This window comes from Citrobacter sp. CtB7.12 (genome assembly GCF_001297795.1).
Lineage (GTDB): Bacteria > Pseudomonadota > Gammaproteobacteria > Enterobacterales > Enterobacteriaceae > Citrobacter_A > Citrobacter_A amalonaticus.
The window spans coordinates 132,521-155,733 of the sequence record NZ_LIFT01000010.1; the positions used below are offsets into that span (position 1 = coordinate 132,521).

A 23,213-nucleotide genomic window follows, 5' to 3' on the forward strand; every position below is an offset into this window, starting at 1 on the left:
GTTCCGTTATGGGACAATTAGGGTCACACTGTTAAATTGAGAATATTCTCGTCGATGGCGCAATTCTACTCTGCAAAACGGCGCGTGACGACGCGCCAGATCATAACCGTTACCGTCAATGACCTCGATTCTTTTGGTCAGGGCGTTGCGCGACACAACGGAAAGACGTTGTTTATCCCCGGATTGTTGCCGCAGGAAAGTGCGGACGTGGCGATCACCGAAGATAAAAAACAGTACGCGAAAGCCCAGGTTAAGCGCCGTTTGAATGATAGCCCGGATCGCGTCACGCCGCGCTGTCCGCACTTTGGCATTTGCGGCGGCTGTCAGCAACAGCACGCGAGTATCGAACTGCAGCAGCGCAGTAAAAGCGCCGCGCTGTCACGCCTGATGAATAACGATGTCACCGAGGTGATCGCCGATGCGCCGTGGGGCTATCGCCGTCGCGCACGTTTAAGTCTCAACTTCCAACCCAAGACCCAGCAGTTCCAGATGGGATTTCGCAAGTCAGCGTCCAGTGACATCGTTGATGTCAGACAGTGCCCCATTCTGGTGCCCCAACTTGAAGCATTACTGCCCGATCTCAGGGCATGCCTTGGTAGCCTGCAGGGAATTCGCCATCTGGGACATGTTGAACTGGTGCAGGCAGACAGCGGTACGCTGATGATTCTGCGCCATACCGCGCCGTTAAGTCGCGCGGATAACGAAAAACTGGAACGCTTTTCGCATTCAAAGGGACTGTCTCTGTATCTGGCACCGCAAAGCGAGATACTGGAAACGGTTTCTGGTCAGACGCCCTGGTATGAATCAAACGGGCTACGCTTAAACTTCAGTCCGCGTGATTTTATTCAGGTCAATGCAGGGGTGAACCAGAAAATGGTGGCCAGCGCGCTGGAATGGCTGGACGTACAGCCTGGCGATCGCGTGCTGGATCTCTTCTGCGGGATGGGCAATTTCACACTCCCGTTGGCAACCCGGGCGGCAAGCGTTGTCGGGGTGGAAGGCGTGCCTGCGCTGGTGGAAAAAGGGCGCGAAAATGCACAACAAAATGGATTACACAATGTGACATTCTTTCATGAAAATCTTGAAGAGGATGTCACCCGACAGCCGTGGGCCAAAAACGGTTTTGATAAAATCTTGCTCGACCCTGCGCGCGCAGGGGCTGCGGGCGTGATGCAACATATTATAAAATTGCAGCCTGGCCGCATTGTTTATGTATCCTGTAATCCTGCCACGCTGGCGCGGGATAGTGACGCGTTATTACGCGCAGGATATCAAATACAACGGCTGGCGATGCTTGACATGTTCCCCCACACGGGACACCTGGAATCGATGGTATTGTTTGAGCATTCATAATGAATCACGACTTGTCGACTTCGACAGGTCACGTCCCTTAAGGAGAGGACAATGGTTGCGGTAAGAAGTGCGCATCTAAACAAAGCTGGGGAATTTGACCCGAAAAAGTGGATCGAAAGTCTTGGGATCACCAGCCAGCAGTCATGTGAACGCTTAGCCGAAACCTGGGCGTATTGCCTGCAACAGACACAGGGGCATCCGGATGCGGAACTGCTGCTGTGGCGTGGCGTGGAGATGGTGGAAATCCTCTCGACACTAAGTATGGATATCGACACGCTGCGGGCAGCGCTGCTGTTCCCTCTGGCAGATGCCAATGTCGTTAGCGAAGATACCCTGCAGGAAAGCGTAGGTAAGTCTATCGTCAATTTGATTCATGGCGTGCGTGACATGGCAGCCATTCGCCAGTTGAAAGCGACCCATACCGATTCCGTCTCCTCCGAGCAGGTCGACAACGTGCGGCGCATGCTGCTGGCGATGGTCGACGATTTCCGCTGCGTGGTCATCAAACTTGCTGAACGAATCGCCCATCTGCGCGAGGTGAAAGACGCGCCGGAAGATGAGCGCGTGTTGGCGGCAAAAGAGTGCACTAACATCTATGCGCCGCTGGCGAACCGATTAGGTATCGGTCAGCTGAAATGGGAGCTGGAAGATTATTGCTTCCGCTATCTGCATCCTGCCGAGTACAAACGCATTGCCAAACTGCTGCATGAACGGCGTATCGATCGTGAGCACTACATTGAAGAGTTCGTGAGTCATTTGCGCTCAGAGATGAAAACGGAAGGCGTAAAGGCGGAAGTGTATGGACGCCCGAAACACATCTACAGCATCTGGCGAAAAATGCAGAAAAAGCATCTGGCATTTGATGAGTTGTTTGACGTGCGCGCCGTGCGTATCGTCGCCGAGCGCTTGCAGGACTGCTACGCCGCGCTGGGCATTGTCCACACGCACTATCGCCATCTGCCGGATGAGTTTGACGACTATGTCGCCAACCCGAAACCGAATGGCTATCAGTCGATTCACACCGTGGTGTTGGGGCCCGGCGGCAAAACGGTAGAGATCCAGATTCGTACTAAACAAATGCATGAGGACGCTGAGCTGGGCGTCGCCGCGCACTGGAAGTATAAAGAAGGCGCAGCCGCAGGCGGGGCGCGTTCCGGCCATGAGGACCGCATTGCCTGGCTGCGTAAGCTGATCGCCTGGCAGGAAGAGATGGCGGACTCTGGAGAAATGCTCGACGAAGTGCGCAGTCAGGTGTTTGACGATCGGGTCTACGTCTTTACGCCGAAAGGCGATGTTGTGGATCTGCCCGCGGGCTCTACGCCGCTCGACTTTGCGTATCACATTCACAGTGATGTGGGGCACCGTTGTATTGGGGCGAAAATCGGTGGGCGCATCGTGCCGTTTACCTATCAGTTGCAGATGGGCGATCAGATCGAAATCATCACCCAGAAACAGCCGAACCCGAGCCGCGACTGGCTGAATCCGAATCTGGGCTATGTGACGACCAGCCGTGGGCGCTCGAAAATCCACGCCTGGTTCCGGAAACAGGACCGCGATAAGAACATCCTTGCCGGACGGCAGATTCTGGATGACGAGCTGTCGCATTTAGGGATCAGCCTGAAAGAAGCGGAAAAGCATCTGCTGCCGCGCTACAACTTCAACGAGCTGGAGGAACTGCTGGCGGCGATTGGCGGGGGCGATATCCGTCTGAACCAGATGGTGAACTTCCTGCAATCGCAGTTCAACAAACCGAGCGCCGCCGAAGAAGACGCCGCCGCGCTGAAACAGCTTCAGCAGAAAACGCATGCGCCGCAGAACCGGCGTAAAGACGATGGGCGTGTTGTTGTGGAAGGCGTAGGTAATTTGATGCATCACATTGCCCGTTGCTGCCAGCCGATTCCAGGCGATGAGATTGTTGGGTTTATTACCCAGGGCCGCGGGATTTCCGTCCATCGGGCGGACTGTGAGCAACTGGTCGAACTGCGTGCGCATGCGCCGGAACGCCTTGTGGACGCCGTGTGGGGTGAAAGCTATTCGGCGGGATACTCGCTGGTAGTGCGCGTACAGGCCAACGATCGCAGCGGTTTATTGCGTGATATCACGACGATTCTGGCGAACGAGAAGGTCAATGTGCTCGGCGTTGCCAGTCGTAGCGATACCAAACAGCAGCTTGCTACTATCGATATGACAATTGAAATCTACAACCTGCAGGTGCTGGGACGCGTGCTCAGCAAGCTGAATCAGGTTCCTGATGTGATTGACGCGCGTCGTTTGCACGGCAATTAATTTTACTTTCCAGGCCCGGTGGCGCCTCGCTTATCGGGCCTGTGTTTTCAGGATGTTCCAATGACCCAAATTGACCGCCTGCTTGGCATCATGCAACGCCTGCGCGACCCGAAAACCGGCTGTCCGTGGGATAACGAACAGACTTTCGTCACGCTCGCCCCTTACACCCTTGAAGAAACCTACGAAGTGCTCGACGCGATTTCCCGTGAGGATTTTGACGATCTGCGCGGTGAGCTGGGCGATCTACTGTTTCAGGTCGTGTTTTACGCACAAATAGCCCAGGAAGAAGGGCGCTTTGATTTCAATGATATTTGTGCCGCCATCAGTGACAAACTCGAGCGTCGCCACCCGCACGTTTTTGCGGATGCCCAGGCCAACAACAGCACTGAAGTGCTGGCCCGCTGGGAACAAATCAAAACCGGCGAACGGGCGCAAAAAGCGCAGCATTCTGCCCTCGATGATATTCCGCGCAGTTTACCAGCGCTAATGCGGGCGCAGAAAATCCAGAAGCGCTGTTCGAATGTCGGTTTTGACTGGACGACGCTGGGACCAGTGGTCGATAAGGTGTATGAAGAGATCGACGAGGTCATGCACGAGGCCCGGCAGGTCGTTGTCGACCAGGCTAAACTGGAAGAGGAAATGGGCGATTTGCTGTTTGCCACCGTCAATATGGCCCGTCATTTAGGCACCAAAGCGGAGACCGCTCTGCAAAAAGCCAACGAAAAGTTCGAGCGGCGTTTTCGTGAGGTCGAACGGATTGTGGCGGCGCGCGGCCTGGAAATGACCGGTGTTGACCTGGAAACGATGGAAGAAGTCTGGCAACAGGTAAAACGGCAGGAAATTGATCTCTAAGGGAATTGCGCGGTCAAGGGCGTTTTGTGTGATTTTTTAAATAACAAGCGCTTGATTTGCGTCAAAAACATTTACTTCAAAGAGGCTATTTTCTCTTCCCGTTATGTTGATGAGACACCGTGTATACTGCTTCTTCGAGTTATTCGAGTCGCAATACGGCGGCGACTGAAAGAATCCCCAGAAACATAGAAATGCTATGTGACTGGGGTGAGCGAAGGAAGCCAACACCGGTGCGGCTTGAAGAACGAAGGAGAGGGGATAATGAAAGTTTGTGGCGTACGTCATGTTCGGGTATACTACTTTCCCGTCCTGGTTATTCCATCGTTTCACCCTAACTTCTCAGGTTCAGCATGACAACGAACTATATTTTTGTGACCGGCGGGGTCGTATCCTCTCTGGGTAAAGGCATTGCCGCAGCCTCCCTCGCAGCCATTCTTGAAGCCCGTGGCCTCAACGTGACCATCATGAAACTGGATCCGTATATCAACGTCGATCCTGGCACCATGAGCCCAATCCAACACGGGGAAGTGTTCGTTACTGAAGACGGCGCTGAAACCGACCTGGACCTGGGTCACTACGAGCGTTTCATTCGCACCAAAATGAGCCGCCGCAACAACTTCACCACGGGTCGTATTTACTCTGACGTTCTGCGCAAAGAGCGCCGTGGCGACTATCTGGGCGCGACCGTACAGGTTATCCCGCACATCACCAATGCTATCAAAGAACGCGTGCTGGAAGGCGGCGAAGGCCATGACGTTGTGCTGGTCGAAATCGGCGGTACCGTTGGTGATATCGAATCTCTGCCGTTCCTTGAAGCGATTCGCCAGATGGCCGTTGAAATTGGCCGTGAACACACACTGTTTATGCATCTGACGCTGGTTCCGTACATGGCAGCGGCAGGTGAAGTGAAAACAAAACCGACGCAGCACTCTGTAAAAGAGCTGCTCTCTATCGGTATCCAGCCAGATATCCTGATTTGCCGCTCTGACCGCGCTGTCCCGGCAAACGAACGTGCGAAAATTGCATTGTTCTGTAACGTTCCGGAAAAAGCGGTGATTTCTCTGAAAGATGTCGATTCCATCTATAAAATTCCAGGCATGTTGAAATCACAGGGCCTGGACGATTATATTTGTAAACGATTCAGCTTAGAGTGTCCGGAAGCTAACCTGGCCGAATGGGAACAGGTAATTTACGAAGAAGCGAACCCGGCAGGCGAAGTCACGATTGGGATGGTCGGCAAGTACATTGAACTGCCGGATGCCTATAAATCCGTGATTGAAGCGCTGAAACACGGCGGTCTGAAAAATCGCGTGACCGTCAACATCAAGCTGATTGATTCGCAGGATGTTGAAACGCGCGGTGTCGAAATCCTGAAAGATTTGGACGCTATCCTGATCCCTGGCGGCTTCGGCTACCGTGGTGTAGAAGGCAAGATCGCGACTGCACGCTATGCGCGTGAGAACAATATTCCTTATCTGGGCATTTGCCTGGGTATGCAGGTTGCGTTGATTGAGTTTGCGCGTAATGTCGCCGGTATGGACAACGCCAACTCGACGGAATTTGTGCCAGACTGTAAGTACCCGGTTGTGGCGCTGATTACCGAATGGCGTGACGAAGACGGTAACGTTGAAGTCCGTACCGAGAAGAGCGATCTGGGTGGCACCATGCGTCTTGGCGCGCAGCAGTGTCAGCTTGGCGACGATAGTCTGGTCCGTCAGTTGTACGGCACGCCGACTATTGTTGAACGTCATCGCCATCGTTACGAAGTCAACAATATGCTGTTGAAACAGATTGAAGCTGCGGGTCTGCGTGTTGCAGGCCGTTCCGGTGATGATCAGTTGGTCGAGATCATTGAGGTACCGAATCATCCGTGGTTCGTGGCCTGTCAGTTCCATCCGGAATTTACTTCCACGCCACGTGATGGACATCCGCTGTTTGCTGGCTTTGTGAAAGCCGCCAGCGAGCATCAGAAGCGTCAGGCGAAGTAAGAAGTAAAAAAAGTTAGAACGGCAACGCGTACCAAAGGTACGCGTTGTTTGTCTGGAGTTTTAGTTTAACTTGTACTGAGGAAAACCTAATGTCCAAAATCGTTAAAGTCATCGGTCGTGAAATCATCGACTCCCGTGGTAACCCGACTGTTGAAGCCGAAGTACACCTGGAAGGTGGTTTCGTCGGTATGGCAGCAGCTCCGTCAGGTGCTTCTACAGGCTCCCGCGAAGCGCTGGAACTGCGCGATGGCGACAAAGCCCGCTTCATGGGTAAAGGCGTACTGAAAGCTGTTGGCGCGGTTAACGGCCCGATCGCTCAGGCTATCCTTGGCAAAGATGCCAAAGATCAGGCTGGCATCGACAAGATCATGATCGATCTGGACGGTACTGAAAACAAATCCAACTTCGGCGCGAACGCCATCCTGGCTGTGTCTCTGGCTAACGCCAAAGCTGCTGCTGCTGCTAAAGGCATGCCGCTGTACGAGCACATCGCTGAGCTGAATGGTACTCCGGGCAAATACTCCATGCCGGTTCCGATGATGAACATCATCAACGGTGGTGAGCACGCTGACAACAACGTCGACATCCAGGAATTCATGATTCAGCCAGTTGGCGCGAAAACCCTGAAAGAAGCCGTACGTATGGGTTCTGAAGTGTTCCACAACCTGGCTAAAGTGCTGAAAGCGAAAGGCATGAACACTGCTGTGGGTGACGAAGGTGGCTATGCGCCGAACCTGGGCTCCAACGCTGAAGCGCTGGCTGTCATTGCTGAAGCGGTTAAAGCTGCTGGCTACGAGCTGGGCAAAGACATCACTCTGGCGATGGACTGCGCAGCATCTGAATTCTACAAAGACGGTAAATACGTTCTGGCTGGCGAAGGCAACAAAGCGTTCACCTCTGAAGAATTCACTCACTTCCTGGAAGACCTGACCAAACAGTATCCGATCGTTTCTATCGAAGACGGTCTGGACGAGTCTGACTGGGATGGTTTTGCATACCAGACCAAAGTACTGGGCGACAAAATCCAGCTGGTTGGTGACGACCTGTTCGTAACCAACACCAAGATCCTGAAAGAAGGTATCGAAAAAGGCATCGTTAACTCCATCCTGATCAAATTCAACCAGATCGGTTCTCTGACCGAAACGCTGGCTGCAATCAAGATGGCGAAAGACGCTGGCTACACAGCTGTGATCTCTCACCGTTCCGGTGAAACTGAAGATGCTACCATCGCTGACCTGGCTGTGGGTACTGCTGCAGGCCAGATCAAAACGGGTTCTATGAGCCGTTCTGACCGCGTTGCTAAATACAACCAGCTGATTCGTATCGAAGAAGCGCTGGGTGAAAAAGCACCGTACAACGGTCGTAAAGAGATCAAAGGTCAGTAATTTATTACTGTCGCTTTACACTCTAAGAAACCCGCTTCGGCGGGTTTTTTATGTCTGTAATTTATTCTTGATTGAATATTTTAATAAACGATTTGATCTTTGTCACTTTGCTATTATTTTACGAAGAGTAATTTAAAGGTGTGATTATTGCTTGTATATATTTTTTATATTTATCATCAACAAATGATGGAAATATTGAATGGATAATGAATTGGAAGAGATGCTGGCGAAAGCGGGCATGAAAAGGAAAGATGCTACTATCCTGATGAAACAGGCGAAAGTAAAAAATATCAGCTTAAGTCGGGCATTTTTTCTTTATGCCTGGACATATTACGCCTGGAGTATAGCCTTACTATTGTCAGTAATTTTCGCATCACTTTCTGAGGGAATAGAGTTCTTTATAGTAAACGTTCTCTTTTGTATCGCTGTAGCTTTCATTTCACTCTTCTATACACCGTTTGTCATAAATTTACTTTGGAGTATTAAGATTCAATATAAGTTGCTCGGTAAATAACAGGAGGTTATTTTGAGTAGTTATGGATTAATGAATTTGCAACGTGAAAAAGAAAGGATTGACCGGCTTGTCTATGATATCGGCTTTCAATATATTCATGATTCAGCTATACGTACAAAATATATGATAGAGGAACGTAGATTTACATCAGGTTGCCTTGATGAATATCGATACGGGAAATTGGATTTCGGTAGAACAATGGATAGACTACGTGAATATCATAATTCTTTAATTAAGTATCATATGAACTTGAGAATGGGGAGTGTTAAATTATATGTAATAGCTGAGCGTGAAAGAGAAAGGCATTCTACTCTTACTATAGCATTAAAACAAATCGGATTTGTTAGTGGGGCAATGCAAACAATCGGTGGTTTTGGTTTATGTAAAGCAAGCCTTGGTGCTGCCTGTAAAAGTTATGGGATTCCTTTAATGATGCAGGGAAGCGAGAATGTTTGGGAAAATGGTTATTATTTATTATATCATGATGACCCTAAGAAAATGCCTTTGCGGTATGCCTACCGTCAGGCAGCAAAGCTATTGGGTGGGGATGATAAGGTTGGTGATATTGCTTTTTCAACGGGAGATCTTGTTCTTTCTTTAGGCTCGGTTTCAACGCTGACGCTGAGGACAGATTCGTGGAAATTATTCCGCTATATACAGGAAGACTATATTCGGAACTGGAGAACCCTTGGAGCTGTTGGGGGGGCTAATGAGTTAACCGGTGATGCAGCTAGTGGATTCACTATTTATCAACTTCTTGGTGGAGAAAGCACTAACTGGTCCGATTTGAGGGAATAAAGCCATGTTCTTCAAAATATATGATCAAAATGATAAGGCTTTAACTGAGAGTATTAGACTTGCGGGTTTAAGTGAGTATAAAACACAGAAACTTATCCGCGTTGCTAATGAAAATAAGATAAGCTTACAAAAGGCTTATTTATTAACTGATGCAAGTGTCATTAAAGTTGATATTATCTTGCTTTTTGTTATGTCATTTTTTATCTTTTCAATTGCACAAAAAGATTTCAATGAGTTATGGGCGTTTTTTTTAATATTTGGGTTGTTATTTTTTGTTATCGAGTTAACCTGTCGGCTTCATAAAAATTACTTTAAGATTTGGAAAGTTTATATCAAATTACGAGGGCTTTAAATGATTGTCTGGTGTTACTTTAATGAGACACTGGATAGTATTTTTGTATGTTCTAATTATTTTAATTGATGGTTGTTATGAATAACGACATAAAGACAATACTCGTGAATGCTGGGATGAAAGAAAAAAACATTCGTTTCTTGCTTAAGTTAGCGAGAAAGAAAAACATCAGCGTAAGCCGCGCTTTTTTTCTCCATGCCTGGAAGTACTATGCATGGGGTGGCGCGTTATTTTTCTCCATGCTTTTTCCTGCAACAATGGGAGGGGTTGAGCTATTTATAGTGTTTATACTTTGCTGCCTCCTCTTAGCCTTGATGTCAGTCTTTTTTAACCCTTTCTTTATCAATCTGGTTTGGAGCATCAAGTTACAGATTAAGCTAATGGGTAAGCGGTAGAGGAATTAAGCTCGATATATGTTTTGCGGCAAACAGGTAAATCTTACCTTACACAAGCGCAGTGCATGACCGTTTCCGGAATCTGTGAAAATTATTGCTTATCTTCATACTGAGAACGCCAACAGGATACATTCAGGAGATGTTCCAGCCTCTGCAAGAAGAGGGGATTTTACCGGCGTCCCCACCATGATTATTTGTAAGCCTGTTCTTTAATTCTTAACGTAAAAAACCGCTTCGGCGGGTTTTTTATGTCTTTAAAGCAGTAGCGGCAGGGGCGCGCTGGCTGTTTTCTGGCTTACATCGCTGTACTTTTCATCCAGTGCGATTAGCGATGTGGTGAGCAGTTCTATCAACAGCATCACACCCACCTTGGCGTTTAGCGCGCCGGCACTCAACGGACCTTCTGGTTTGGCTGCGACCAGTTGAATATCACTAAGCGATGCTAACGGGCTGCGCGGCGTATTACTCAGCGCCACTACGCGCACACCTTGTTTACGCGCTAGCTTTACAACATGCAGCAGATCGCGCGTGGAGCCTGAACTGGAAATTGCCACTACGAGCGTGTTTTTACTAAGCGTTGTGGCGTTCATGGCAGCACGGTGCATATCGCTGAACAATTGTGCGGGTTTACCCAGACGCAGGAGTTTGTAATGTAAATACTCCCCCAGAATGGCACTGGCTGCTACACCATAAATCTGCACTGACTGAGCCTGATGCAGTGCAAGCGCGGCGGCTTCCAGTAAGGTCCTGTCGAGTAATTTTGCTGTGTCCTGCAGCGCTTGCACGGATTCATTGACCACATTGTCAATCTCATCGCCGCTGTGCTCGACAGACTGTCCTTGTCGGAGATCGAGTGCCAGCGCCATTTTGAATTCGTTATAGCCCTTACACCCTAGCGTTCGACACAGACGTGTGACGCTAGCCTCGCTGGTGCCGCTTTCACGCGCCAGTTCGGTAATCGTCAGGTAGACCACTTTTGCCGGATCGCTGAGTACAAACTCGCCGAGCTTCTGTTGTGTTCGGCTGTATCCATCAACGCTCTGCCGCAATCTCAGCAGCAGGTTTTCATTTTCAGACATGCAAAATCCTTAATGCGTTTATCTGTTGATAGTGTGGCGGAAAGCAGGGGAGAGATGCCAGACATTTTAAAAAAGTATGATCGGCTTCCTGGATTTTGATGATAATTTTCATTTATAAAAATTAATATGGTAAAAATTTTCATCAATAATCGAGGAGATGAAAAAATGATGCAAATGTTTAGCGGCGCCTCATCCGGGGGATGGTTTGAAAAAGCGCAGCGGTTTGGCAAATCCTTCATGCTGCCGATTGCGGTATTGCCCGCAGCAGGGCTGTTGTTAGGGATTGGTGGCGCGTTGTCCAATCCAAACACATTGACGGCTTATCCGTTTTTAGATGTCGACTGGCTGCAGGCCATCTTCACGATCATGACCAGCGCAGGTTCCATTGTGTTTGCCAATCTGTCGGTACTCTTTGCGGTCGGTGTCGCCGTGGGGCTGGCGAAAACAGATAAAGGCACTGCCGGGCTTGCGGCATTGCTGGCTTTTCTGGTGATGAACGCCACCATCAACGCCTTATTAACGCTTAACGGAACGCTGGCGCAAGAGAACCCCGGTGCTGTTGGCCAGGGGATGACGCTTGGTATTCAGACGCTGGAAACGGGCGTGTTTGGTGGGGTGGTGATGGGTCTTGTCACCTGCGCGTTGCATAGCCGTTTCAATAAAGTCTCACTACCTCAGTTCCTCGGTTTTTTTAGCGGTTCGCGTTTTGTGCCGATTATCAGCTCTCTTGCTGCGATTGTAGTGGGTGCGGTTATGACGGTGGTGTGGCCGCATTTCCAGAAACTCATTTTTGGACTGGGCGGTCTGGTGGATGCGACGGGCTATCTGGGGACGCTATTGTACGGCTTCATCCTGCGTATGCTTGGCCCACTGGGTTTACACCATATCTTTTATTTGCCGTTCTGGACGACGGCGCTGGGCGGCAGCGAAATCGTCAACGGCCAGTTGGTGGAAGGAACGCAGCGGATTTTCTTTGCCCAACTTGCCGATCCGAATACGCAGCAGTTCTATGCGGGTACCGCGCGCTTTATGTCCGGTCGCTTTATCACCATGATGTTTGGTCTGCTTGGCGCATGTCTGGCGATGTACCACACCGCAAAGCCGGAGAACAGAAAGGTTGTCGCCGGACTGCTTCTGTCGGCCGCCCTGACCTCTTTCCTGACGGGAATCACTGAACCTATTGAGTTCTCCTTCCTGTTTGTCGCGCCCATTCTATATGTCATTCACGCCTTCTTCGATGGTCTGGCGTTTATGATCGCCCATATTTTACATATCACGATTGGGCAAACCTTTTCAGGTGGACTTATCGATTTCCTCCTCTTCGGCGTGTTACAGGGAGAAGCTAAAACCAACTGGATGTATGTCCCCATGGTGGGAATACCGTGGTTCTTCCTCTACTACTTCACTTTCCGCTATTTGATCACCCGCTTTGGCTGGCTGACGCCGGGCCGTGAGAACGCAGCCCCGGTTGAATCCGGCTTGTCTCAAAGTGAACGCGCAGTGGCAGTCATCGCTGGGCTGGGAGGCAAAGAGAATTTGGAAGAGGTGGACTGTTGCGCCACGCGCTTACGCGTGACGGTGAAAGAGAGCAGCAAAGTAGATGAAGCGGCGCTGAAAGCGACCGGAGCCCGTGGCGTGATTATTCGCGGTAACGGTGTTCAGGTGATTTATGGCCCGCATGTCACCATCATTAAAAACGAAGTCGAAGAGATGTTATCGTAATGAAAACTGTACTGGATCCCCTGAAAGGTAAATTAATCGTCTCCTGTCAGGCGCTGGAAAATGAGCCTCTGCACAGTCCGTTTATTATGTCTCGTATGGCGCTGGCGGCAGCACAAGGCGGTGCGGCAGGTATCCGTGCGAACAGCGTGGTGGACATTCGTGCTATCAAAGAGTGCGTCTCCCTGCCGGTGATTGGGATAATCAAACGCGATTACCCTGGCAGTGAGGTGTTTATCACGGCCACTCTCCAGGAAGTGGATGAGCTGATGACCGTTGAGCCGGAAATTATTGCTCTGGATGCCACTGCGCGGCCGCGCCCCGGTGGGCAGCAGCTGGAAGAGTTGGTCACGCAGATCCGTGCTCGCTACCCGTCCGTACTACTGATGGCGGATATAGCCACCGTAGACGAGGCGGTGACAGCCGAGCGTCTGGGTTTTGACTGTGTGGGCACCACGCTTTACGGCTATACCGCAGAAACCGCCGGGCATGTGCTGGTGGAAAATGACTGCGGATTCTTACGTGAAGTGTTGGCTGCGGTCAGCGTTCCGGTCGTGGCGGAAGGGAACGTCGATACCCCGGAACGCGCCGCACGCTGCCTGGCATTAGGCGCTCACACCGTGGTGGTTGGCGGGGCAATCACTCGTCCGCAGCAGATAACGGCACGCTTTATCGCGGCGATCGCCTCGTAAAGCACCGATGGGGCATGATACTTTGGTGGGGATCTGCGATAATTATCGTTTATCCCCATATTGAGAGCGCTATGCAGTACCCGATTAACGAGATGTTCCAGACCCTGCAAGGTGAGGGTTACTTTACCGGCGTCCCCGCCATTTTTATTCGTTTACAGGGATGCCCGGTTGGCTGTGCCTGGTGCGATACCAAACACACCTGGGATAAGCTTGAGGATCGGGAAGTCTCCCTGTACAGCATCCTGGCGAAAACCAAAGAGAGTGATAAATGGGGCGCGGCAAGCAGTGAAGATCTGCTGGCGGTGATTGGCCGACAAGGCTACACCGCGCGTCATGTGGTGATCACCGGCGGTGAACCGTGTATTCATGACCTGATGCCCCTCACAGATTTGCTGGAAAAGAACGGTTTTAGCTGCCAGATAGAAACCAGCGGTACACACGAAGTGCGCTGCACGCCAAATACCTGGGTGACCGTGTCTCCGAAGGTGAACATGCGCGGTGGTTATGACGTTCTGTCTCAGGCGCTGGAACGCGCGAATGAGATTAAACATCCGGTCGGGCGCGTGCGTGACATTGAAGCGCTGGACGAACTGCTCGCCACGCTGAGCGACGACAAACCGCGGGTGATTGCGCTGCAACCTATCAGCCAGAAAGAGGATGCCACACGCCTGTGCATTGATACCTGTATCGCGCGCAACTGGCGCCTGTCGATGCAGACGCACAAGTATCTGAATATTGCCTGATAAAAAGCCGGATACATAATCCGGCTTTTTTGACCTTAAGCGTTTGACCAGCTTTGTATTGCGTCCACCTTACTTAAATCGCCGTGGAACACTTCATACGATTTTTTCAGAATCGGATCGGTATGTTTTGTTAATTCCCGGAAGATCCCTTTGTTCATGGCTTCATAGCGTGCTGCATGTTCAGGAATCGGGATAAACACATCTTTCACCCGTACCATATTCTCAACCGCTTTCTGATAGGACGGATAAAGATCAAGCCCCACCGCCGTGTTAATGGCTGCTCCCAGGCTGGCACAGCCGTTAATGACGTTTCGGCGGGCAGGAAGGTTGAACACATCAGCAAAGATCTGCATAAACAGATCGCTGTTTGAACCGCCACCGGTGATGATCACATGTTTAGCAAAGTGGTTCATTTCATTGCACATATTGTCGTAGTTGTTTTTAAGCGTCAGCGCAATGCTCTCCAGAATAGATCGGTAAATCCACGCGTAATCCATACTGGAATCAAAGCCAATCATGATCCCGCGTTTGTACGGTTCCCAGGGATTAGTCAGCCAGTCCAGCACGGTCATCAGGCCATTACAGCCTGGCGGCACGCATGCGGCTTTCTTATTCAAAAGGTCCTCAGGTGAGAGCCCCTGATTTTTAGCATCCTGGATTAATGATTCACCTAACATGTCGCGCAACCAACTGACCGTCCACATCCCCTTGCGGATGCCATAACCTTCATAGAGCAGGGTTTCCGGAATGGAAGACATAATCGGCCAATAGGCGGACGGATCGTTGGGAAGCGCCTTGCCATTCATCATGAGGGCAATATAGGTACCCAACGAAATCACTGCCGTTTCATCGTCCAGTAAACCTGCGCCAAGGGCTTCGACTGGTTTATCGCTGGTCGTACAGATGACGGGCAATCCAGCCGGAAATCCTGTCACCTGTGCGGTATCGGTTTTCAGATGACCAAGCAGAGTGCCTGGCATCTGGACATCAAATAGCATTTTGCGCGGAATATTGAATTTCTTAATCACTTCATCATCATCACTCCATGACCAGGTGGTGTAATCCACCGGCCATTGCCCAAAGTAGTTGGCAATATTGTCTTTAAACTCGCCAGTTAAGCGATGCGCCAGATAACCTGAAAATGAGGTGACGTAAGCGACATCCGGGTTGGTATGCTCATAGGGGCGCGTTACGCGTGCATCCTGCCAACTAATCAGCGGGGCTGCTGGCGTTCCATCGGCTTTGAGTAGGGCGCGACAGCAGCGTATGGACCCCAGACCAATTCCGACAATGTCTTTTTTGTCACCCGAGAATTGATTCATTAAGTCTTTGCCGGCAAGACATAAAGAGGTCCATAAATCATCATCCGGATGTTCCGCGGTATCAGCATCGGGGGTATACATCGGTTGCAAAACGCCTTTCCCTTCACAAACGACGTTTCCCTCCAGATCGTACATCACCACCTTGGTACTCTGGCTTCCCCCATCAATTCCAATGATGTATTTTTTCGACATTATCATGCTCCTTTCGTTTTCCGTTTTCACTCGCCGGAGATATCTGCGGTCAGTGATGTCATTTTTTCCGGTCTGGTATGGGTGGTTCGAATTTTACGAAACAGTAAGAAAGTAAAGAGGATTACCGTGCACAAGGCGGCCAGCCCCATCAACCACATATTGCGATAGGCCTCTGCTGCAGGAAGCGTATCCTGCCAGTGACCCACAATTGGATAGACAAAGACATCAGGAAGAAAACCAATAACCGAGCAGATGCCCACAGTGGTTCCCATGATGTAAGGCGGCGTTCTGGCTTCCCCTGGACAGGCCCAGTAAAGTCCACGTGAGGCATAGCAGGTGAATCCCAGTAATAGAATAAGACCGATCCCCATAACGACAGATTGCGGGTTTGAATTGGTTATCAGCAACGCTATCAGGGCGAGAGCGCCCACTATTGAGAGCAATTGGATCACGCGCGTCGGTGACTTTATTTTGCTGTAGGTGGTGATAATGCCACCCAAAGGCCCGCAGAAAGCACGGAAAATTTTGTTGATGACGATCCCCATATAGCTCGCAGCGACCAGTGACATGCCATACATTTCAGTCAGATAATTTGTGGAATAACTGAGGATGGTATAGATAGTAAAAACGCCAAAAATGACCATACTGCAGTACCAGGTTGTACTGATTCGCAGAACCGTCAGAATATCGCTGAACTCGAACGCCTTTTTTTCTTCTTTTACGCTGTCAATGTGCTGGGGACCGTCGCTGACAAAGAACCAGCACAGAATCCCTAACAGGATATAAACCACGCTGTAAATCAGGATCACGGCTTTCAGGCTGTTGCTGTCATCTGGCGCAAAACGGGAGAAGACCCACATGGTAAAGACTGCAAGAGACATGACGCCAACCCCTCGCAGCCCTTCCATCCAGCCCATAATTTTCCCTTGTTCACTGTGATCTCCCAGCAATGACGCGGCTTTGATCGAGACTGACCACAGCATCAAAATTGTGGTGACGGCAAAGGCGACCTGGATAAAGAGCATGACCCACAATGGCGGGTACGTCATCATCACTAAACCGAGCAATCCAGTAATAATCATTGCGGAGGTAATCATTTTACGATGAGAGAATTTATCAGCAATGACGCCGCTGGGGGCATATAGGATAATAGCGGCAATACCAAATGTACTCATTATTAATCCAATCTCGGTATTGCTAAATCCCATGAATTTTGCCATGGGGATTTGATATATATAGCGTAAATAAGCCAGGTCAAAACTGACGCCGCCGCTAAAACTAATAATAGCGAGCGTTATCCAACGGCGATATGAGTTATGTTGCATATCGAATTCCCATTTTGCGTAGACAAAAAAAAGAGAAAAGTAAACCGCCTTTGCAGGAGGATTACTTTTCTCAGGTCTCTAGTAATTACAATTAGGAATAGCACGGAAGGGAGTAATATAGTGTGAGAATAATCACGGTTCTTGTTTTTAACCATAATAACAAAATGAAATAGGCTTCTGTGAGAATGATCACATTAGGTATTTTGTCACTGTGCTAAAAATTCATTCCAGTTACCAGAGATAATGAGAAAGGTAACTTCCCTCACGCGGGGGAAGTTACCTTTCTTTTTTTTTGCCTTAAGAAATTTGGAGCTTACCTATGTCGATCGAATCACTCAACGCATTTTCAATGGATTTTTTCTCTCTGAAAGGAAAAACGGCGATTGTAACGGGCGGGAACAGCGGTTTGGGTCAGGCTTTCGCAATGGCACTGGCGAAAGCTGGCGCGAACCTGTTCATACCAAGCTTTGTAAAAGATAGCGGTGAAACGAAGGAAATAATTGAAAAACAAGGTGTTGAAGTGGAGTTTATGCAGGTGGATATTACCGAAAAAGGAGCACCTCAGAAGATTATCGCCGCCTGCTGCGAGCGTTTTGGTACCGTTGATATTTTGGTAAACAATGCGGGAATTTGTAAGCTGAATAAGGTCCTGGATTTTGGTCGTGCCGATTGGGATCCCATGATTGATGTTAACCTGACGGCGGCGTTTGAGCTGAGTTATGAAGCCGCGAAAATTATGATTCCACAAAATAGCGGTAAAATTATTAACATTTGTTCTTTGTTCTCCTGGCTTGGTGGTCAGTGGTCTCCGGCTTATGCGGCAACCAAGCATGCCCTTGCTGGATTTACTAAAGCGTATTGCGATGAACTGGGTCAATATAATATTCAGGTTAACGGTATCGCACCTGGATATTATGCAACAGATATTACGTTAGCGACCCGGAGTAATCCTGAAACAAATCAGCGCGTACTGGATCATATCCCTGCCAATCGTTGGGGTGATACCCAGGACCTAATGGGGGCGGCGATTTTTCTTGCCAGTCAGGCTTCAAATTACGTTAACGGTCATTTACTTGTTGTCGATGGCGGTTATTTAGTTCGCTAATTTTGTCAGGTGGCTTCTGTTTTTATTAATTATTCCAAGTTAATTATCAGGAAGGTATGACTATGTCTTTATCTCGAGAAGCGATTGTTGACCAGTTAAAAGAAATTGTCGGGTCCGAACGCGTAATCACCGATGAAACCGTGTTAAAGAAAAACAGTATTGACCGTTTTCGTAAATATGCGGATATTCACGGTGTTTATACGCTACCCATTCCTGCTGCCGTGGTGAAGTTGGAGTCCACAGGAGACGTTTCCCGCGTTCTGGCGTTTATGAATCAACATAAAATCAACGGAGTACCTCGCACTGGTGCCTCGGCAACGGAAGGAGGGTTGGAAACCGTAGTTAAAAATTCCGTGGTGCTGGACGGTGCTGGCATGAACCAAATCTTGAGTATCGACATTGAGAACATGCAGGCGACGGCACAGTGCGGCGTTCCGCTTGAGATTCTGGAAAACGCGCTGCGTGAAAAGGGTTATACCACCGGGCATTCTCCACAGTCTAAACCGCTGGCACAGATGGGGGGACTGGTGGCGACCCGTAGTATCGGGCAGTTCTCTACACTGTATGGTGCCATTGAGGACATGGTGGTTGGTCTGGAAGCTGTGCTGGCGGATGGCACGGTAACCCGTATTAAGAACGTGCCGCGGCGGGCGGCTGGGCCGGATATCCGCCACATTATCATCGGTAATGAAGGTGCGTTGTGCTATATCACTGAAGTTACCGTGAAAATATTTAAGTTCACGCCGGAGAACAACCTTTACTACGGTTACATTCTGGATGACATGAAAACCGGTTTTAACATCCTGCGTGAAGTGATGGTCGAAGGTTATCGTCCCTCCATTGCGCGTCTGTACGACGCAGAGGATGGCACTCAACATTTTACCCATTTTGCCGACGACAAATGCGTGCTGATCTTTATGGCTGAGGGGAATCCTCGAATGGCAAAGGCAACGGGTGAAGGTATAGCGGAGATTGTAGCGCGTTATCCGCAGTGTACTCGCGTGGACAGTAAGCTGATTGAGCACTGGTTTAATCATCTCAACTGGGGCCCGGAAAAAGTGGCGGCTGAACGTGTACAGATCTTAAAAACGGGCAATATGGGCTTTACGACTGAGGTTTCCGGCAGTTGGAGCTGTATCCATCAAATCTATGAAAATGTGATTAATCGTATCCGCGATGAGTTCCCGCATTCGGATGACATCACCATGCTGGGTGGTCACTCTTCCCACAGTTATATCAACGGTACCAATATGTACTTCGTTTATGACTACAACGTAGTGGACTGCAAGCCAGAAGAGGAGATTGATAAGTACCATAACCCCATTAACAAGATCATCTGCGAGGAGACGATCCGTCTCGGTGGCTCAATGGTGCATCATCACGGCATTGGTAAGCACCGTGTCCACTGGAGCAAGCTGGAACATGGGAGCGCATGGGTGCTGCTGGAAGGTCTCAAACGCCAGTTTGATCCAAACGGCATTATGAACGCGGGGACGATCTACCCGATTGAGAAATAAAGAATAAACGGCTTCTCATTCGGGAAGCCGTTACTTTACCGGACAATGAAGGGGTAGATATGAACACTTCACCGGTGCGTATGGATGATTTACCGCTTAATGGTTTTCACTGCCGTATTGCTGCACTCACGTTTGGCGCCCATCTGACTGACGGATATGTACTGGGCGTCGTGGGTTACGCCATTATCCAGTTGACTCCTGCCATGCAGTTAACGCCGCTTATGGCCGGGATGATCGGTGGCTCGGCATTACTTGGGCTTTTTCTTGGCAGTCTGGTGTTGGGCTGGGTGTCTGATTACATCGGGCGGCAAAAGATATTTACCTTTAGTTTTGTCCTTATCACCATTGCCTCTTTTTTACAGTTTTTTGCGACGATGCCGGAGCAGCTCATCGTATTACGCATCCTGGTAGGCATTGGACTCGGGGGGGATTATTCCGTGGGGCATACCCTGCTGGCAGAGTTTTCTCCACGTCGCCATCGGGGGGTTTTGCTGGGCGCGTTCAGCGTGGTATGGACTATTGGTTACGTGCTGGCAAGTGTGATGGGGCATCATTTTATTTCTGACAGTCCGGAAGCCTGGCGTTGGCTGCTCGCCTCGGCGGCGCTGCCGGCGCTCTTGATTACACTGTTACGTTGGGGAACGCCGGAATCACCGCGTTGGCTGCTACGCCAGGGGCGCTTTACTGAAGCTTATGCTGTGGTACATCGCTATTTTGGCCCACATGTGCTGCTCGGTGATGAGATAGCCGCCGCATCCAGCAAGCATATTAAGACCCTTTTTTGTGCCCGCTATTGGCGGCGAACCGTTTTTAACAGCGTATTTTTTGTCTGTCTGGTGATCCCGTGGTTTGTTATTTATACCTGGCTGCCGACCATTGCTGAGACCCTCGGTCTTGAAAATGCACTGACAGCCAGTTTGTTACTGAACATGCTATTAATTTTCGGCGCATTGCTGGGGCTTGTATTGACGCATTTACTGGCGCACCGACGGTTCCTTCTCGGGAGTTTTCTCCTGCTTGCCGTAACGCTTATTGTGATGGCTTTTTTACCGTCTGCTAGCCCGCTGACGCTGTTGCTGTTTGTGCTGTTCAGTACAGCCATATCGGCCGTCAGTAATCTGGTGGGGATCCTGCCGGCAGAGAGTTTCCCGACGGATATTCGATCTCTGGGTGTGGGATTTGCGACGGCTATGAGCCGCCTTGGTGCGGCAATCAGTACCGGGCTGTTACCCTGGACGCTGGTTCAATGGGGAATGCAAGTCACGTTGCTGCTGCTGGCTGGCGTATTACTGACAGGGTTTGTCGTGACCTGGCTATGGGCGCCTGAAACGAAAGCATTACCGTTGGTGGCAGCGGGGAACGGGGACAAAAAACAGGGAGGTGTGAATGAACATTCTGTTAGCGTTTAAGTCAGAACCGGATCCCAGCATGCTGGCGGAAAAGGACTGGCAGGCTGCGACAAAAGAGACCTGCGGGCCGGATACGTCGTTGTTGCGTTGTTCTCCGGGGGCAGATGAGCAGGCGGCTGCCGCGTTGTTGTTAGCCCAACGCCATAAAAGGTGTGAGATGAAGTTGACAGCACTCAGTATTGGTGATGAACGTTCGCTACACTGGTTGCGCTATTTTATCGCGCTGGGTTTTGACCGGCCCGTGTTGTTAGAGACAAAAGGCGATTTGCGCTTTGCGCCGGAGTTTATCGCCAGGCAGATTGCAGACTGGCAGCGTAAGCACAATGCTGACGTGATCGTGACAGGCTGCCAGAGTAGTGAAGGGCAGAACGGGCAGACACCGTTTCTGGTGGCTGAAATGCTGGCGTGGCCTTGCTTTACCATGGTTGAGCGTTTTACGTTTGAACCACCTTTTATCGTCCTTGAGCAGAGAACCGCGACTCGCGTTCGCCGATGTCGGGTACGGCTTCCTGCGGTGATTGCGGTCAGACAATGTGGTGAGGTTGCGCTCCCCGTACCGGGTATGCGTCAGCGTCTGGCGGCAGCAAAAGCCGAAATAATTCGTCAGACAATCTCTTGCGATGAAGTACCTGTCAGGGAGTGTCAGTTGTTGACGCGACCGGAACAATGCCGTCGCGCTACCCTTATTGACGGTGCAACGGCACAGGAAAAAGCAGGGATTTTGTGGCAAGACTACTTACGCCAAAGGATGAAACCATGAAGATAGTGATGGTGTCGGCGTCTGGCGAATGCGGCGCATTGACTGACTGGATCATTGAAAATGGACCAGGTTCGGCAGAACTAGAGCGTTGGATTATCGATCCGGTGCCGGATGTCGCAGATCAGGTACTGGATACACTGGAAGCCCAGTGGTTACTGACACCTGCCGATGTCCTGGTCTTTGCGGCCAGTCCACTTGGCGATGAGTTGGCAACACGACTGGCCTGGCGACTGGGGGGCGGCAGTATTTGTCAGGTGAGAACGCTGGATGCGCAACAAGGTCTGGTCACTAAATCCCACTGGGGCAATGCGTTAAACGCTACGTTGAAAATTGCCGCATCCCCGTTATGTTTATCACTGGCGCGACAGGCTGAAGAGCGCGTTTCGCATGATCCTCTGCCCACCATGATTGAACGCCAGCTTGAGCTTATGGCGCGTCCGGGCTGGCTGGAAACGGTGGAAACCATAGAAAAGGTCAGCACTCATCCTCTGTTACAGGCTCAATACGTGCTGGTTGTCGGTCAGGGAAACCGTGACGTGAACGAAAAGGCCATTTTCGCTCTGGCACAGTCGATGAAAGCCGAAGTAGGGTACAGCCGCGCGCGGGTGATGAATGGCGGGTATGACGCTGAACGTGTGATTGGGATCTCCGGGCATTTACTCTCACCGGATGTCTGTATTATCTCGGGGGCCTCTGGTGCGGCGGCGTTGATGGCCGGAGTTCGCCACAGCCAGTTTGTAGTGGCGATAAATAGTGATCCCAATGCCCCGGTTTTCTTCCAGGCTGATGTCGGCGTTGTCGATGACTGGCTACCGGTGCTGGAGGCGTTGGCAGCCTTCGCCGAAACCTAATTCAGCTTTTTGGCTAACGTCCAGACATCGGTGTTAGTGGTGGAAAGCGCCGCAACTCCTGCTTTCATCGCATTGCGGGCATCTTCTTCATCACATACCAGGCCACCGGCAATCAGCGGCTGGCGTATTTTTTCCGTTACCCATCCCAGCACTTTTGGCATGCACCCCGGCAGAATTTCAATACAGTCCGGGTTTGATTGTGCCACCTGTTTATCGATGCTATGAAAAGAGATGGAGTCAACGATAAACAGGCGATGGATGCAGAAAAAACCCTCCGCCCGTGCAGCTTTCAGCATTGCCGCTTTAGTACTGATGATTCCGTCCGCTTCGGTAACCAGTTTCAGAAACTGAATGACCACCTCTTTATTTGATGCCCCTTCCAGCAGGTCTACGTGGATAAATGCGTATTTCCCGGCGTTCTTAATTTTCTTCACGATGTTACTGATAGTACAGATGTTGCCGTACAGAACAGAAATGAACTGACATTCAGAATCGATGGCGAGTTGCAGACTGGCGTTGTCTTTTACGGCGGCAATTACTGGATTCTGTCGGAGCAGGTGTAACAGAGGCATAGAT

Annotated in this window: 21 protein-coding genes; 17 read left to right on the forward strand and 4 right to left on the reverse strand. The window is 50.2% G+C overall.

Annotation, left to right across the window (positions count from 1 at the left end):
- The first annotated feature begins 54 nt into the window (after nucleotides 1-54).
- From rlmD to AOY24_RS14310, 9 genes are all read left to right on the forward strand, one after another.
- On the forward strand, nucleotides 55-1,353 hold the full coding sequence (gene rlmD / locus AOY24_RS14270; RefSeq protein ID WP_054176855.1) for a 23S rRNA (uracil(1939)-C(5))-methyltransferase RlmD: 1,299 nt from the start codon (nucleotides 55-57) through the stop codon (nucleotides 1,351-1,353).
- A 51-nt stretch (nucleotides 1,354-1,404) separates the two neighbouring features.
- Nucleotides 1,405-3,639 carry a GTP diphosphokinase gene (gene relA, locus AOY24_RS14275; RefSeq protein WP_042999515.1) on the forward strand — a complete coding sequence of 745 codons (2,235 nt, stop codon included), beginning with the start codon at nucleotides 1,405-1,407 and terminating at the stop codon, nucleotides 3,637-3,639.
- A 60-nt stretch (nucleotides 3,640-3,699) separates the two neighbouring features.
- On the forward strand, nucleotides 3,700-4,491 hold the full coding sequence (gene mazG / locus AOY24_RS14280) for a nucleoside triphosphate pyrophosphohydrolase (protein ID WP_044254263.1): 792 nt from the start codon (nucleotides 3,700-3,702) through the stop codon (nucleotides 4,489-4,491).
- Nucleotides 4,492-4,841: 350 nt separating this feature from the next.
- On the forward strand, nucleotides 4,842-6,479 hold the full coding sequence (gene pyrG, locus AOY24_RS14285) for a glutamine hydrolyzing CTP synthase (RefSeq protein ID WP_042999517.1): 1,638 nt from the start codon (nucleotides 4,842-4,844) through the stop codon (nucleotides 6,477-6,479).
- An 89-nt stretch (nucleotides 6,480-6,568) separates the two neighbouring features.
- The gene (eno, locus tag AOY24_RS14290) at nucleotides 6,569-7,864 is read left to right on the forward strand and encodes a phosphopyruvate hydratase (protein WP_042999518.1); all 1,296 of its coding nucleotides are present in this window, start codon (nucleotides 6,569-6,571) and stop codon (nucleotides 7,862-7,864) included.
- A gap of 199 nt (nucleotides 7,865-8,063) precedes the next feature.
- Entirely contained in the window at nucleotides 8,064-8,378 is a 315-nt protein-coding gene (locus tag AOY24_RS14295; protein ID WP_054176856.1) for a hypothetical protein, read from the forward strand.
- Between the two features lie 12 nt (nucleotides 8,379-8,390).
- Nucleotides 8,391-9,176: a DUF4225 domain-containing protein gene (locus AOY24_RS14300; RefSeq protein WP_054176857.1), complete on the forward strand. Its 786-nt coding sequence runs from the start codon at nucleotides 8,391-8,393 to the stop codon at nucleotides 9,174-9,176.
- Nucleotides 9,177-9,180: 4 nt separating this feature from the next.
- Nucleotides 9,181-9,528 (forward strand): hypothetical protein, encoded by a 348-nt coding sequence (locus AOY24_RS14305; RefSeq protein ID WP_054176858.1) that lies wholly within the window; start codon nucleotides 9,181-9,183, stop codon nucleotides 9,526-9,528.
- 116 nt (nucleotides 9,529-9,644) lie between these two features.
- Nucleotides 9,645-9,923 carry a hypothetical protein gene (locus AOY24_RS14310; RefSeq protein ID WP_235507528.1) on the forward strand — a complete coding sequence of 93 codons (279 nt, stop codon included), beginning with the start codon at nucleotides 9,645-9,647 and terminating at the stop codon, nucleotides 9,921-9,923.
- Between the two features lie 254 nt (nucleotides 9,924-10,177).
- Here AOY24_RS14310 and AOY24_RS14315 read toward each other — a convergent pair whose 3' ends face one another.
- Nucleotides 10,178-11,002, reverse strand: a complete 825-nt coding sequence (locus tag AOY24_RS14315) for a MurR/RpiR family transcriptional regulator (protein ID WP_054176859.1) — start codon at nucleotides 11,000-11,002, stop codon at nucleotides 10,178-10,180.
- 165 nt (nucleotides 11,003-11,167) lie between these two features.
- Here AOY24_RS14315 and AOY24_RS14320 point away from each other — a divergent pair, with 165 nt between their 5' ends.
- The 3 genes from AOY24_RS14320 to queE all read left to right on the forward strand — a co-directional run bounded on the left by AOY24_RS14320 (nucleotide 11,168) and on the right by queE (nucleotide 14,156).
- Complete coding sequence (locus tag AOY24_RS14320) at nucleotides 11,168-12,724, forward strand: maltose/glucose-specific PTS transporter subunit IIC (RefSeq protein WP_044328733.1); 1,557 nt, start codon at nucleotides 11,168-11,170, stop codon at nucleotides 12,722-12,724.
- A complete protein-coding gene (locus AOY24_RS14325; RefSeq protein WP_054176860.1) occupies nucleotides 12,724-13,413 on the forward strand; it encodes an N-acetylmannosamine-6-phosphate 2-epimerase in 690 nt (229 codons plus the stop codon). Before AOY24_RS14320 ends, AOY24_RS14325 begins: the two co-directional genes overlap by 1 nt.
- A gap of 71 nt (nucleotides 13,414-13,484) precedes the next feature.
- Nucleotides 13,485-14,156 (forward strand): 7-carboxy-7-deazaguanine synthase QueE, encoded by a 672-nt coding sequence (gene queE / locus AOY24_RS14330; RefSeq protein WP_042999521.1) that lies wholly within the window; start codon nucleotides 13,485-13,487, stop codon nucleotides 14,154-14,156.
- A gap of 35 nt (nucleotides 14,157-14,191) precedes the next feature.
- On the opposite strand, the gene AOY24_RS14335 is transcribed toward queE, so the two are convergent.
- Complete coding sequence (locus AOY24_RS14335) at nucleotides 14,192-15,670, reverse strand: FGGY-family carbohydrate kinase (RefSeq protein ID WP_054176861.1); 1,479 nt, start codon at nucleotides 15,668-15,670, stop codon at nucleotides 14,192-14,194.
- 26 nt (nucleotides 15,671-15,696) lie between these two features.
- A complete protein-coding gene (locus AOY24_RS14340) occupies nucleotides 15,697-16,995 on the reverse strand; it encodes a nitrate/nitrite transporter (RefSeq protein ID WP_054176862.1) in 1,299 nt (432 codons plus the stop codon).
- Between the two features lie 319 nt (nucleotides 16,996-17,314).
- Here AOY24_RS14340 and AOY24_RS14345 point away from each other — a divergent pair, with 319 nt between their 5' ends.
- The 5 genes from AOY24_RS14345 (at nucleotide 17,315) to AOY24_RS14365 (ending at nucleotide 22,637) form a co-directional block, all read left to right on the forward strand.
- Nucleotides 17,315-18,100: an SDR family oxidoreductase gene (locus AOY24_RS14345; RefSeq protein WP_042999524.1), complete on the forward strand. Its 786-nt coding sequence runs from the start codon at nucleotides 17,315-17,317 to the stop codon at nucleotides 18,098-18,100.
- A 62-nt stretch (nucleotides 18,101-18,162) separates the two neighbouring features.
- Nucleotides 18,163-19,617: an FAD-binding oxidoreductase gene (locus AOY24_RS14350; RefSeq protein ID WP_054176863.1), complete on the forward strand. Its 1,455-nt coding sequence runs from the start codon at nucleotides 18,163-18,165 to the stop codon at nucleotides 19,615-19,617.
- Entirely contained in the window at nucleotides 19,614-21,026 is a 1,413-nt protein-coding gene (locus tag AOY24_RS14355) for an MFS transporter (RefSeq protein ID WP_072185400.1), read from the forward strand. Before AOY24_RS14350 ends, AOY24_RS14355 begins: the two co-directional genes overlap by 4 nt.
- The gene (locus tag AOY24_RS14360; protein ID WP_042999527.1) at nucleotides 21,004-21,786 is read left to right on the forward strand and encodes an electron transfer flavoprotein subunit beta/FixA family protein; all 783 of its coding nucleotides are present in this window, start codon (nucleotides 21,004-21,006) and stop codon (nucleotides 21,784-21,786) included. The genes AOY24_RS14355 and AOY24_RS14360 overlap by 23 nt, the downstream gene beginning before the upstream one ends.
- Nucleotides 21,783-22,637: an electron transfer flavoprotein subunit alpha/FixB family protein gene (locus AOY24_RS14365; protein ID WP_054176865.1), complete on the forward strand. Its 855-nt coding sequence runs from the start codon at nucleotides 21,783-21,785 to the stop codon at nucleotides 22,635-22,637. Before AOY24_RS14360 ends, AOY24_RS14365 begins: the two co-directional genes overlap by 4 nt.
- Here the strand turns inward: AOY24_RS14365 and AOY24_RS14370 are convergent.
- Nucleotides 22,634-23,209, reverse strand: coding sequence for a glycerol-3-phosphate responsive antiterminator (locus tag AOY24_RS14370; RefSeq protein WP_042999529.1), 576 nt, complete (start codon nucleotides 23,207-23,209; stop codon nucleotides 22,634-22,636). The two genes, AOY24_RS14365 and AOY24_RS14370, sit on opposite strands and share 4 nt — an antisense overlap.
- Nucleotides 23,210-23,213 lie beyond the last annotated feature (4 nt).

Excerpts from the sequence above, each read along its gene's own strand:
- rlmD (WP_054176855.1), top strand. The coding sequence starts at position 55 with ATGGCGCAATTCTACTCTGCAAAACGGCGCGTGACGACGCGCCAGATC.
- relA (WP_042999515.1), top strand. The coding sequence starts at position 1,405 with ATGGTTGCGGTAAGAAGTGCGCATCTAAACAAAGCTGGGGAATTTGAC.
- mazG (WP_044254263.1), top strand. The coding sequence starts at position 3,700 with ATGACCCAAATTGACCGCCTGCTTGGCATCATGCAACGCCTGCGCGAC.
- pyrG (WP_042999517.1), top strand. The coding sequence starts at position 4,842 with ATGACAACGAACTATATTTTTGTGACCGGCGGGGTCGTATCCTCTCTG.
- eno (WP_042999518.1), top strand. The coding sequence starts at position 6,569 with ATGTCCAAAATCGTTAAAGTCATCGGTCGTGAAATCATCGACTCCCGT.
- AOY24_RS14295 (WP_054176856.1), top strand. The coding sequence starts at position 8,064 with ATGGATAATGAATTGGAAGAGATGCTGGCGAAAGCGGGCATGAAAAGG.
- AOY24_RS14305 (WP_054176858.1), top strand. The coding sequence starts at position 9,181 with ATGTTCTTCAAAATATATGATCAAAATGATAAGGCTTTAACTGAGAGT.
- AOY24_RS14310 (WP_235507528.1), top strand. The coding sequence starts at position 9,645 with ATGAAAGAAAAAAACATTCGTTTCTTGCTTAAGTTAGCGAGAAAGAAA.
- AOY24_RS14315 (WP_054176859.1), bottom strand. The coding sequence starts at position 11,002 with ATGTCTGAAAATGAAAACCTGCTGCTGAGATTGCGGCAGAGCGTTGAT.
- AOY24_RS14320 (WP_044328733.1), top strand. The coding sequence starts at position 11,168 with ATGATGCAAATGTTTAGCGGCGCCTCATCCGGGGGATGGTTTGAAAAA.
- AOY24_RS14325 (WP_054176860.1), top strand. The coding sequence starts at position 12,724 with ATGAAAACTGTACTGGATCCCCTGAAAGGTAAATTAATCGTCTCCTGT.
- queE (WP_042999521.1), top strand. The coding sequence starts at position 13,485 with ATGCAGTACCCGATTAACGAGATGTTCCAGACCCTGCAAGGTGAGGGT.
- AOY24_RS14335 (WP_054176861.1), bottom strand. The coding sequence starts at position 15,670 with ATGTCGAAAAAATACATCATTGGAATTGATGGGGGAAGCCAGAGTACC.
- AOY24_RS14340 (WP_054176862.1), bottom strand. The coding sequence starts at position 16,995 with ATGCAACATAACTCATATCGCCGTTGGATAACGCTCGCTATTATTAGT.
- AOY24_RS14345 (WP_042999524.1), top strand. The coding sequence starts at position 17,315 with ATGTCGATCGAATCACTCAACGCATTTTCAATGGATTTTTTCTCTCTG.
- AOY24_RS14350 (WP_054176863.1), top strand. The coding sequence starts at position 18,163 with ATGTCTTTATCTCGAGAAGCGATTGTTGACCAGTTAAAAGAAATTGTC.
- AOY24_RS14360 (WP_042999527.1), top strand. The coding sequence starts at position 21,004 with ATGAACATTCTGTTAGCGTTTAAGTCAGAACCGGATCCCAGCATGCTG.
- AOY24_RS14365 (WP_054176865.1), top strand. The coding sequence starts at position 21,783 with ATGAAGATAGTGATGGTGTCGGCGTCTGGCGAATGCGGCGCATTGACT.
- AOY24_RS14370 (WP_042999529.1), bottom strand. The coding sequence starts at position 23,209 with ATGCCTCTGTTACACCTGCTCCGACAGAATCCAGTAATTGCCGCCGTA.